Below are 9956 nucleotides of genomic sequence, written 5' to 3'. Positions count from 1 at the left end.
CCCCCGACCTCAGGACACCGTGAACCCTCAGGACACCGCGAAAGCCCCCGCCTTCCCCTGGATCGGCCTGCTCACGCTCGCCGGCGCCGTCTTCGTCTCCGTGACGAGCGAGTTCCTCCCGACCGGGCTCATCCCCGACATGTCGCGCGACCTCGGGGTGAGCATCTCGCTCACCGGCCAGCTCGTCACGATCTTCGCCGCGACCGTCGTCGTCGCGACGACTCCGCTGACCCTGGTGACCCAGCGCTTCTCGCGCAAGAGCCTCCTCCTCGTGGCGCTGTGCACCATCGCGGTCGCCAACGTCCTCGCCGCGCTCGCCCCCACCTTCGGGCTGCTCATCGGCGCGCGCATCCTCGGCGGGCTCGCCCACGGCCTCTTCTGGGCGATCGTCGCCGCCTACTCCGCGCACCTCGTCGCTCCGGAGCAGCTCGGCCGCGCGACCGCGATCACGGCGGGCGGCGGATCCGCTGCCTTCGTCCTCGGCGTCCCCCTGGGCACGGCGCTCGGGCACGCGTTCGGCTGGCGGCCCACCTTCGCGATCCTCGGCGGCGTCGTGCTCGTGCTCGCGCTGATCGTGGTGAAGTTCCTGCCCGCGGTCGACCACCACATCCCGCTGCGGACCGGCGAGATCCGCCTGCCGGCGCGGAAGGACCGGACGCTCCCCCGCATCATCGGCGTCTGCGTCGTCATCCTGCTGGTGCTGATCGGCCAGAACACCCTCTCGACCTACATCACGCCCTGGCTCGAGAACGCCTCCTTCGCCCCCGACACGGTGCCGCTCGTGCTCTTCGCGTTCGGCGGCGCAGGGGCGGTCGGACTCGTCCTGGCCGGCTTCGCGACCGACCGGTTCCCCCGCTCGGGCTTCGTGGTCGCCGCGATCGCGGTCGTCCTGGCGCTCGCGGGCCTGGCCGTCGCCGCAGGCACCGGCGCCGCCACGGCCGTGGTCGTCGCCGCGGTGATCTGGAACATCGCGTTCGGCGGCATCCCGGCGATGCTGCAGACCCGGATGCTGCGCACCTCCTCCTTCCAGCTGCGGAGCCTCGCCGCGGCGCTGCAGACGACGGCGTTCAACATCGGAATCGGCGGCGGCGCGGTCGTCGGCGGACTGGCGATCGACGCGAGCGGGCTCGACGTGCTGCCGTGGGTCGCGATCGTCATCGTCGCTGTGGGGCTCGTCGTCAGCCTGATCGTCGACGCCCGGGCGACGGCGGCGGTGCGGGCGGAGGCGGTTCCTACCCGCTGATCGTGTTCACAACGGAGGTAGAACGTGCTTCGGCGCGCGCTGATCCGCGTGTTCACGGTCGAGCTGGAACGTTCTTCCTCCGTTGTGAACACGGCGACCCTCCTCCGCCGCGAACACAGCGGCGTTGCTCCGGCGCGAGAACGACGGCCTTCCTCCGTTCCGTCACGGCGACGTTCCTGCGTCGTGAACGCCGGCATTCCTCCGGCGCGAACACCGGAATGTCGTCCGCACGGCCGACGCGGCGCCGCGGGGAGCAGGGGATACGGTCGAGGGATGAGAGACGGAACCCGATGAGCCCGAGCACCCTCGAGCCGCCGCTGACCCTCCCCTACTACGGGGCTCCGCCGATGGCGGCGCTCCGCCGCTTCTTCGGCAACTACCTCCGCTTCCGCGGGAGGGCGAGCCGGGCCGAGTACTGGTGGATCATCCTCCTCGGCAGCGTCCTCACGGGGCTGCTGCAGCTCGCCGACGGCGGTCCGTGGCGCCTCGACTTCACACTGACCCCGTACCCGAGCGGCGCGCCGTTCCAGACCTTCTGGGTGTCGCTCGCCGCGGGCGCGATCGCTCTGGCGACGTTCCTCCCGTCGCTCTCGCTGATCTGGCGTCGCTTGCACGACGTGAACCGCAGCGGGCTCTGGATCCTCGCGATCCTCGTGCCGATCGCCGGCTACGTGTTCCTGCTGATCCTGTTCGTGCTGCCGCCGCGGCCGGAGGGCGCGCGGTTCGACTGACCGGCGGACGCGTCGGCGGTGGAGTGCCGGACCCGGTCGACGAGTCAACGGCCGGCAGACCGGCCGGCACCTCGACGGGCGCACCAGGCCACCACCTGTAAGCGCTGGCGCGCCGGAAGGAGACATCCGCGGGTCGCCTGATACCTGCTGCGCACGTCAGCATCTCCGCGCGGATGTCCGGGTGTGGGCGCTAGGAACCCGGCCGCACACCTCGGCCCATTCGACGAGAACTCGAGATACTGCACAGCAGTCCTCTCCGCCGGAGACGGTGAGGGAAACCTCCGGACCGCACGAATCGACGGACGGTTTGGACGCCCTCGTAGAAGGCGCAGCGGGGCCGTGGAAGCCCTCCGCCTCATCCGGGTCGGCTCGGGGCTCCAGGAGCCTCACCGCGAGCCGGTCGGTCGCAACGACCGCCCTCGAAGACGCGCCGCATCAAGTGATCGTTGGGCACTCGGCTTCACTGCTCTCCCTCAGGGAGTGGAAGGGTGACGTCGACGGCGCGCAAGCTCCGTCATGTTCGAGCGCTCGACCGCCCGGTAGACCGCCGAGCGCGTCGCCCCGAACTGCTCCGAGAGCTCGGCCACGGTGTAGTTGCCCTAGCGGCACTCCGCCACCAGGTGCGCCTCGATCTTCGGGGAGCGCTTCGGCTGGCGGCCGCGCAGGCGCCCCTTCGCCTTCGCGATCCGCATCCCCTCGCGCGTGCGCGACCGGATCAGGTCGCCCTCGAACTCCTCGAGCATCGCCGGCACGTTGAACAGCAGCCGGCCCATCGGGTCGTTCGGGTCGTACAGCGACCCGCCGATATCCAGTCGTACTCCCCTGTGCTCGAGCTCGTCCACGACGTCGCGTGCGTCGGTGATCGAGCGGGTGAGCCGGTCGAGCTTCGTCACGGACAGAGTCGAGCCGGCAGGGCCTCGCGCAGCGCGGGCCGCTCGCGGTTGCTGCCGGTGAGGCCGACGTCGACGTAGATCCGCTCCGCCGGCACACCGGCCGCGAGCAGCGCGTCGCGCTGCGCCTGCGCGTCCTGCTTATCCGTCGAGACGCGGGCGCCTCCGACAATCTCATGACGTCCGCCTACAACCACCAACCGGGCCTCACGCCGACCGCCCCTCGGTGGACCTCGAGCTGATGGCGGTCAAGATCGCGCTGAACCTCGCATCATTCGCGGCCTTCATGCCGAAGAACGAACGGTCACCGTAGGGGGCGAGCACGACCGATCCGCCCTCCTCGAGGACGACCTCGATCGCCCGACGGATGAAGAGCCGGTCGAGCAGCGGAGTCGGCCGGACGGACGCGACCCGCGGCCACGGGAAGGTGACCCGGCGCGCATTCGACTGCGACAGGATGCTCAGTCCGGTCTCGTCCAGGTGAACGACCGGGTAGGACCCCATGCTGACGTCCGGGTCCAAGCCCCTCACCAGCGACCGCAGGTGCTGGTGGTAGACGCACGCGAATGCCTCCCCCGAGGTCCCGGGATCAAGTTCGGCCACTCTCCGCGCGGATCGTCCGGCTGACGCCCTCGCCCAGAGGAAGAGCCCCACCGCCAGAACCACTAGAGCCCCATCGATGACAGCGACCACCGCCTGAGAGCCCTCTCGGCCGAGGGCGAAGAAGTGCTGCGCCACGACGGCGCCGACCGCGAGTACGAGCGGAAGCCAACGGACCCTGAGAGCAGGAACCGCAGACACTGTCACGGCATTGGTCATCGGTTCCTCGCTTGTCGCCGAAGTAGCGCCGCAGTCTTCCAGTCCAGATGCGGCTCACCCACCGCCCGCAAGATGACGCCCGTTCTCGAATCCACCGTGGGAACCGAGATGCGTCCGAACCCCAGGGTCGTGTAACCGGCTTCCTTCTCAGCGGTGACCCTGGACGTGCCGATCGCGAGACAGATCGTTGACCAAGCGAGAGCGGCGAAGAACAGCACCAGCGGCACGAAAAGGGGCAGACGCGATCCCGGAGGAAGGACCGCGAACCCGACGAAGAGCCAGATACAGGCGATCGCCTGGGCGAGAGTTCCCCACCCGGTGTTGAGAATACGTGTACGCGCAGACCACCCGGGCAGCACTTCCACCCTCCCCGGCACCAGCGCAGGTACCCTCTCTGACCCCGACATCACGCGCCCTCCGTCGGCAGCGCCAGGGCGACGGCGCCAGCGGCTCGCGTGTCCGCGCGCTGTACCGCTCGATAGACCGTCGACCGCGCGACCGTGAACTCTGCCGCGAGTTCGGCGACGGTGTAGTTCCCGGCGCGATGCTCTGCGACCAGATGCGCCTCGATCTTCGGCGACAGCTTCGGCTGCCGCCCGCGCAGCCGCCCCTTGGCCTTCGCGACCTTCATCCCCTCACGAGTGCGGGCACGAATCAGATCCCCCTCGAACTCCGCGACCATCGCGAGCACGTCGAACAGCAGCCGGCCGATCGGATCCTCCGGATCATGGACCGATCCCCCGATGCTGAGCTTCACCCCGCGGCGGGTCAGCTCATCAACGATGTCGCGAGCGTCTGTGATGGACCGCGCGAGCCGGTCGAGCTTCGTCACGAGCAGAGTCGATCCGGCGTCGCATGCCGCCAGCGCTTCCCGCAGCGCGGGACGCTCGCGGTTCCGGCCCGTCAGACCGGAGTCGACATAGATCCGATCGAATAGGACGCCGGCCGCCCGGAGTGCGTCGCGCTGCGCGGTCGCATCCTGCTTGTCGGTTGAGACGCGGGCGTATCCCACGAGAGCTGCCATGCGCTCAGTGTGTCGGTTGACGCCCCATCATCGGGCATTTCATCGGGCGGGTCTATTGCAACAAACAGCGCCGCGAGATTCCGGTCTCATGCGCGGCCATGCTGGGCGGCCGGATGACGACCCCCATACGGGACGCCGCCTGCCGACGAGAGATCCGGCTCAACGGTCTCGACGACGCACTCTCGACACGCGTACAGGGATTCCAACTCCGGGCTTCGCTGGCATGTACCCGTAGTTGTCCGCCCACAGCTCCGGCTCGCTCGCGCGGTCGATCCAACGCAGCGAGTACACCCGACCCCGGACGTCGACCGAACCTCCGAGTAGTTCATCGAAGACCGACTCATCACCCAGCTCGAAACCGTCCTCGTACGGCGGGCCCACGCGCGGATGGGATTCATCGAAAGCAGGCTCATAGAAAAACGTCCACGCGATCCCCCATCGCGGATCACTCAGCGCCCGCCTCCACCACGGGCCGCTGGCCGCGAGGTGAGCACCGACCTGCACCGAGAAGTAGCCCGCTAGCTCACCCTCGAATGACGCCTCAGCGACAGCCTCGCGAAACCGCTCGAGCTCAGGACGCAACTGCGGCGAATCGCGCTTACTCGAGTGGAAGAACATTCGCTGACGGTACTGCGCCGAATACGCCACAGCCACCGGGCTGCTCAGTGGGTGACCGGCCACCCATCCCCTTTCGGGACGCGCGTGGTGGGTAGCGTCCGCCCTACTCTGACGGGATGGAACTGCGGACCGCGAAGACCCTCGGCATCCTCGCGATGGTGATCGGCACCCCAGTCGCCCTCCTCACCCACACGATCGGCTGGATCCAGACCGGCTGGGACCCGGCCGCCGTGCAGTGCCAGCACAGCGAGTACCCCGACGGGATCGACCTCTACTCCAGCCGCGTGTCGGGCGAGAAGATCCTCTACCCGCTCGGCCTGTCCTGCACCTACGCAGCCAGCGAGACCTCACCAGGCATCACCATCCGTCACTACAGGTGGGACGCCACCGCCCTCTTCACCGCAGCCGCCGCACTCGCTCTCGCGGGAACCGTCGTCGCGCTCAGAGCCGAACGCAAGCAGGAGCTCATCACCGAGTCGAAGGAAGAACGAGCGACGACATAGCGCAGCGCCCCCTCTGCCGGTCAACGATCCCGTAACGGGACGTTCCTGGCTCCAGGAGCGACAGTGACGTCACCCTCGATCTAGCGCCGGTTGCACGACGCTGATGAGAGCCAGCACGATCACCACGGCGGCGGTGACTGTTGCTGCCATGAGTGCTTGGCGAGCGGGAGAGTCGAAAAGCCCCGGCGCTTCGTCCGGCTCTAGGTCAGCGGAGTGAGCGCCCTTGGACGCAGCGGCGCGGATGGAACGGCCCTCCTGTTGCCCTTCGCGCACGCTCCTCTCAGGAGGAAGCTGGTGACGCAAGCTCGGGTAAGCCGTTGCCATGATCATGAGTGGAACGAGGACGACGAGAACGAGTGGTTCGTCCCACAAGTCGGGCCACGTGTTCAGCAACACGATCGCGACGACGACGAGCAGTAGCGCATAGGCGGATGCGTAACGCAACACCCGCGAACTGATGGACACGTGCTCAGTATGACGGCACGGCACGACCACCAGCCGACCCTATTACTGGTTAACAACCGCGGCCGAGAGGAGGGTCGCCAGACAGCAGGTGAGAAGCCTAACGATTCGATGTGGACCTGGCGCGCTCAGGAAGCAGATTCTCGGCGCAAGAGAATCTCCTGCAGGTCATGGATGCTTTGTAAGTCCGGGGCACGCCTCACCGTGTTCATGTAGGTAGCGATTACCGCGAGCGGCGCCGTAATGACGAGCAAGCCGACGGAAATCGGGGTAAGAGCCTGCGTGGAGGGGCCCCCGAAGAAAAGATTGCCCAGCAGCAGGCCTCCCGCGAGACCGGCCGCCAGACCGAAGTCAAAACTGGCCCGCGCTCGTCGACGCACTCGACGGCACACTGCCGTGATCATCTCTTCCAACTCCGCGCTCGATCGGTCATTCAGGTCCACGCGCGGAGAATACCCGCCTGAGACCTAGCGCGCTTGCCACTCGCCAGCCAGATCCTGGCATCGCTGAGCTGACGCCGCACGCGACAGCCCGGCGGGGGGCGGTGTCGCCCTGCTCTCGGCCGCGACGCACAGCGCGACTGAGATCAACACCCGCCGGCAGCGGCCCATTGAACGATCTCCATAAGGGTCGAGGCGGTGTCGGGTGGGAGACTCTGCGGTAGTTTCACGACCGAGGGTGGTCATGGTGGAAGTGCTCAAGGGCTCGAGCCTGCTCGCGTCGGGTGTTGTGATCGCCGTGATCTGCTCGCTGTTGCAGTTTCAGGCCGGCGTTCGTGCAGATTTGAATCAGACAGGGGGCCAGCTCAGCCCAGTCCTGCTCATGGGAATTCTGATCGGATTTGTCGTCTCAGCCGTCGGCGCGATTCAGCTGTTCCAGTGCTACGAACGGTGGGTCACCGCTTCCGCTAGCCGCCGTGCGAAGCCTGCGGACCTGGTTCCTCGGCGTAGGTGAGGTAGCACCGCACGACCGCGTGTCCCCCGCCACATGCGCACCGCTGGGTGCTACGTGAGACGCTGGGTGCTATGTGAGACGCTGACTGCTATGGGAATTCTTGCGAGTGTGTTTGGTGCTGGTTCCGATGAAGAGGCGGGCGCGGCGCTGTCGGGATCGGACGGTCTCGTCTGCGACATAGATCCGACCGGACTCTGGGAGCTCGAAGGCATCCTGACCTCGACACCAGCGCTCGAGGTTCCCGCGGCGCAGTACCAGCCGGTTGCGGCGACCGATGACTACGAGAGCTTCGTCATCGCAGTCAGCACCGGCCTGGGTGGCGCGCTAGACGCCGCAGGTGAGACGGGTCGTGCCGCCGCAGCGCGGCAGTGGGAGGATGCGTCGTCCGAGCTCGAGGGATGGTCACCCGAGCAGGTGCACCGCCTCGTCGAGGATCTCGCTTCGACACTCGCCTCAATCGCCGCGGCCGGTCAGCGCCCCTACCTGCGGGTGAGTGTCTGATCTGTGAACTGAGCTGAGTCAAGAAGTTACTCCGCTGGGACATCAACTAGATGAGGTGGAAGGTGCGGCGTCGGCTCAGTGCCCAGACGAGTGCGCCGGCGAGGAGCACCGCGCAGGTCAGCCCGGCGACGTGCAGGACGAGCGACGGCATTCCGTTCTCGGGGAGCAGGAAACCGTACGGCACCCACCCGTCGGTCGCTCCGCGGACGAGCACGACGACGACCCAGACGATCGGGTAGGGCAGGACCACCCACAGCCGGCGCCAGGAGAGCGGTCCGCGGTCGGCGAGGACGATCCAGTCGAGGAGGACGAGCGCGGGGAGCACCACGTGCAGGACGGCGCTGACCCAGGGCGGAGCCGTTCCGGTACCGGGAACGAGGGTGTTGTAGATCACGGCGACGACGATCGAGTAGGCCGTCGCCGCGCCGCGGACGTAGCTCAGCCACACCGGCGTCGGACGGCGGGCGAGCGCGACCGATCCGGCGACGATGAGCACCGCGCTCGCGAGGAGGCTGGTCTGGTTCGTGAAGTAGCCGAAGTAGTCGAACGGATTCGGATCGCCGGCCGCGATGCTCAAGGCGTAGGTGTGGAGGATCACCGCGATCGCCGCTGCACCGACGGCGACGCGAGCAGCGCCCACGAACGGGCGGGTCGGTGCCGGGGAACTCATCGGGTCAGCCTAAGAGCCGGTGGGCTTCTTGATGACCCGCGACAGACACTCCCCTTTCGGAACGGCGCTGCGCATTTCAGGCCGAGACGCGACCATGAGGCAACGCTAGGGCAGGCAGGGACCGCAGCGTGCACATTCAAGGCCGCGACAATGCTCAGGTGGCAGCGTGAACCAGGAGCTGGGCAGCCATGCCAGTGAGGACGATGAGCCCGACGCCCGTCCACGGGATCCACGCGCTGACCCCGCGCGGCCCGACTTTGATGAGGAACGCCGCGATCACAGCCACGGAGACGCCGAGGGCGCCGAAGAAGCCGACCGCCATGCCCGCATCAGCCAGTCCGCGGTCGCAGGGCCTCGCGCTTGCGCACGAGTCCGTCGCGAAGCCCATTAGGACGCTGCTCACCATCGTCCACAAAGCGGCAGGTAGGAGCACGACGACACCGAGGCCGACCGCCCACCGGTTCGCTCGGTCGCTGGAGTCGTCCACGCCCGTCACCGTACGCCCTCCGAACCGACGTCGTCATAGCCCGTTCATCGGGGCGACGACGCTGTCCCTCCTCGGGTAGTCACACCGTGGTGTATAGGCTCGCAGCAGCCGGTCATCGGCTTCCCGTGAGGAGAGAGCTGTGCGCCCTGCCAGAGTGCTTGTCCTAGCCCTGAGCGCTGTGTGCGTCGCGGGAGCCGGCGCAGCGGTGATCGCCGGCCTCGCATCCTCGTCGTCGCAGAACGAGGCTATCTCGACGGCACTGATCTCAGACCTCGAGCACCGGAACGCTCAGAGCCTGGTCGAAGGATCGCCGCAGCTCACCGGCCTCGGCGTCCCGGAATCGACCTCGACGCCGGGGCTGCTTGCGGTGATCATGGAGGATGACTCCCGGCTGCGCGTTCAGCGAGACCGCTACCTCGAGCTCGGGGAGTTTTTCACGGCGTTCGAGACCGACGTGTCGCTGGACTCGGTGCAGATCACGGGCGACTCGGCCACGGTGACGTTCACCGAGAGCACGACCCTTCAGCGGAGCCCGTACGAGACCGGCGAAGCGGCTCCGGAGTACGCCTACTCGTTCCCGCAGGAGGCGACGCTGCGCCTACACGCGGGCACCTGGTCAGTCGACACCCTCACCCACGAGACGGCGCACACCCCGGCAGACTTCCCGGAAACCGTCGCACCGGACGTCTCCCCCACCAGCTGACACGGCATCACTCCCCAGGAGCATCGCCCGGACCTACCTGCGCACTGCCCGAGCGTCATCCGAGCTGGATGCTGCTGCGCAGTTCACCGCCACTCCGCGTCTCGAGCGTTCACCGGTCAGACGGCGACCCAATTGTCTCATTCGCGTTCGTCGGAGGCTCGATCGACGGCGTCGACGTGTACACGACGACGGCGTTCGATCGCCACAACGGTCTTGAAGAGCCCACGGGCGTGGGCGCCAGCTGGTCACTCCTGCACTGTGCCGATCCGGCAGATCTGCACGGTTCGGGCGACTGCGAACGCTACGTCGAGGGATGAATCCTGAGCCGGGCAACTCTGGGCCGCATCGCGG

General features: G+C 67.7%; 14 protein-coding genes and 1 pseudogene. 7 read left to right on the top strand and 8 right to left on the bottom strand.

Features of this window, described 5'->3' with window-relative positions; all coding sequences use genetic code 11:
• Together C5C39_RS15465 and C5C39_RS15460 are read left to right on the top strand one after the other, a co-directional pair.
• A partial coding sequence (locus C5C39_RS15465; RefSeq protein WP_219812278.1) for an MFS transporter occupies positions 1 to 1243 on the top strand: 1243 nt, incomplete at its 5' end.
• A 290-nt stretch (positions 1244 to 1533) separates the two neighbouring features.
• Positions 1534 to 1974: a DUF805 domain-containing protein gene (locus C5C39_RS15460; protein WP_104250042.1), complete on the top strand. Its 441-nt coding sequence runs from the start codon at positions 1534 to 1536 to the stop codon at positions 1972 to 1974.
• Between the two features lie 599 nt (positions 1975 to 2573).
• Here C5C39_RS15460 and C5C39_RS15455 read toward each other — a convergent pair.
• From C5C39_RS15455 to C5C39_RS15435, 4 genes and pseudogenes are all read right to left on the bottom strand, one after another.
• Positions 2574 to 3061: pseudogene (locus C5C39_RS15455) on the bottom strand (recombinase family protein).
• Positions 3062 to 3071: 10 nt separating this feature from the next.
• Entirely contained in the window at positions 3072 to 3683 is a 612-nt protein-coding gene (locus tag C5C39_RS15450; RefSeq protein WP_104353793.1) for a hypothetical protein, read from the bottom strand.
• A gap of 406 nt (positions 3684 to 4089) precedes the next feature.
• The gene (locus C5C39_RS15440; RefSeq protein ID WP_104353791.1) at positions 4090 to 4707 is read right to left on the bottom strand and encodes a recombinase family protein; all 618 of its coding nucleotides are present in this window, start codon (positions 4705 to 4707) and stop codon (positions 4090 to 4092) included.
• 159 nt (positions 4708 to 4866) lie between these two features.
• Positions 4867 to 5325, bottom strand: coding sequence for a hypothetical protein (locus C5C39_RS15435; RefSeq protein WP_146079435.1), 459 nt, complete (start codon positions 5323 to 5325; stop codon positions 4867 to 4869).
• Positions 5326 to 5441: 116 nt separating this feature from the next.
• On the opposite strand from C5C39_RS15435, the gene C5C39_RS15430 reads away from it, so the two are divergent.
• Positions 5442 to 5828, top strand: a complete 387-nt coding sequence (locus C5C39_RS15430; protein ID WP_104250056.1) for a hypothetical protein — start codon at positions 5442 to 5444, stop codon at positions 5826 to 5828.
• Positions 5829 to 5897: 69 nt separating this feature from the next.
• Here the strand turns inward: C5C39_RS15430 and C5C39_RS15425 are convergent, their stop codons facing one another.
• Together C5C39_RS15425 and C5C39_RS15420 are read right to left on the bottom strand one after the other, a co-directional pair.
• Positions 5898 to 6293, bottom strand: coding sequence for a hypothetical protein (locus tag C5C39_RS15425; protein ID WP_104250057.1), 396 nt, complete (start codon positions 6291 to 6293; stop codon positions 5898 to 5900).
• Positions 6294 to 6418: 125 nt separating this feature from the next.
• Positions 6419 to 6733 (bottom strand): hypothetical protein, encoded by a 315-nt coding sequence (locus C5C39_RS15420; RefSeq protein ID WP_146076581.1) that lies wholly within the window; start codon positions 6731 to 6733, stop codon positions 6419 to 6421.
• 241 nt (positions 6734 to 6974) lie between these two features.
• On the opposite strand from C5C39_RS15420, the gene C5C39_RS15415 reads away from it, so the two are divergent.
• Both C5C39_RS15415 and C5C39_RS15410 read left to right on the top strand, forming a co-directional pair.
• Positions 6975 to 7244, top strand: coding sequence for a hypothetical protein (locus C5C39_RS15415; protein WP_104250058.1), 270 nt, complete (start codon positions 6975 to 6977; stop codon positions 7242 to 7244).
• 90 nt (positions 7245 to 7334) lie between these two features.
• Positions 7335 to 7745 (top strand): hypothetical protein, encoded by a 411-nt coding sequence (locus C5C39_RS15410; protein WP_104248174.1) that lies wholly within the window; start codon positions 7335 to 7337, stop codon positions 7743 to 7745.
• A 46-nt stretch (positions 7746 to 7791) separates the two neighbouring features.
• Here the strand turns inward: C5C39_RS15410 and C5C39_RS15405 are convergent, their stop codons facing one another.
• The gene (locus C5C39_RS15405) at positions 7792 to 8415 is read right to left on the bottom strand and encodes a Pr6Pr family membrane protein (protein ID WP_104250060.1); all 624 of its coding nucleotides are present in this window, start codon (positions 8413 to 8415) and stop codon (positions 7792 to 7794) included.
• Between the two features lie 154 nt (positions 8416 to 8569).
• Positions 8570 to 8902, bottom strand: a complete 333-nt coding sequence (locus C5C39_RS15400; RefSeq protein WP_146083961.1) for a hypothetical protein — start codon at positions 8900 to 8902, stop codon at positions 8570 to 8572.
• Between the two features lie 205 nt (positions 8903 to 9107).
• Here C5C39_RS15400 and C5C39_RS15395 point away from each other — a divergent pair, with 205 nt between their 5' ends.
• Together C5C39_RS15395 and C5C39_RS17325 are read left to right on the top strand one after the other, a co-directional pair.
• A complete protein-coding gene (locus C5C39_RS15395; RefSeq protein WP_146083960.1) occupies positions 9108 to 9605 on the top strand; it encodes a hypothetical protein in 498 nt (165 codons plus the stop codon).
• A gap of 68 nt (positions 9606 to 9673) precedes the next feature.
• Positions 9674 to 9922, top strand: a complete 249-nt coding sequence (locus C5C39_RS17325; protein WP_146083959.1) for a hypothetical protein — start codon at positions 9674 to 9676, stop codon at positions 9920 to 9922.
• The last annotated feature ends 34 nt before the right edge of the window (positions 9923 to 9956 follow it).

This window comes from Rathayibacter sp. AY1F3 (genome assembly GCF_002931975.1).
Classification (GTDB): domain Bacteria; phylum Actinomycetota; class Actinomycetes; order Actinomycetales; family Microbacteriaceae; genus Rathayibacter.
Note: the sequence above shows the minus strand (reverse complement) of the source record. Positions and strands in the feature narration are given on the sequence as shown.

Excerpts from the sequence above, each read along its gene's own strand:
- C5C39_RS15450 (WP_104353793.1), bottom strand. The coding sequence starts at position 3,683 with ATGACCAATGCCGTGACAGTGTCTGCGGTTCCTGCTCTCAGGGTCCGT.
- C5C39_RS15405 (WP_104250060.1), bottom strand. The coding sequence starts at position 8,415 with ATGAGTTCCCCGGCACCGACCCGCCCGTTCGTGGGCGCTGCTCGCGTC.
- C5C39_RS15460 (WP_104250042.1), top strand. The coding sequence starts at position 1,534 with ATGAGCCCGAGCACCCTCGAGCCGCCGCTGACCCTCCCCTACTACGGG.
- C5C39_RS17325 (WP_146083959.1), top strand. The coding sequence starts at position 9,674 with ATGCTGCTGCGCAGTTCACCGCCACTCCGCGTCTCGAGCGTTCACCGG.
- C5C39_RS15415 (WP_104250058.1), top strand. The coding sequence starts at position 6,975 with ATGGTGGAAGTGCTCAAGGGCTCGAGCCTGCTCGCGTCGGGTGTTGTG.
- C5C39_RS15430 (WP_104250056.1), top strand. The coding sequence starts at position 5,442 with ATGGAACTGCGGACCGCGAAGACCCTCGGCATCCTCGCGATGGTGATC.
- C5C39_RS15410 (WP_104248174.1), top strand. The coding sequence starts at position 7,335 with ATGGGAATTCTTGCGAGTGTGTTTGGTGCTGGTTCCGATGAAGAGGCG.
- C5C39_RS15435 (WP_146079435.1), bottom strand. The coding sequence starts at position 5,325 with ATGTTCTTCCACTCGAGTAAGCGCGATTCGCCGCAGTTGCGTCCTGAG.
- C5C39_RS15440 (WP_104353791.1), bottom strand. The coding sequence starts at position 4,707 with ATGGCAGCTCTCGTGGGATACGCCCGCGTCTCAACCGACAAGCAGGAT.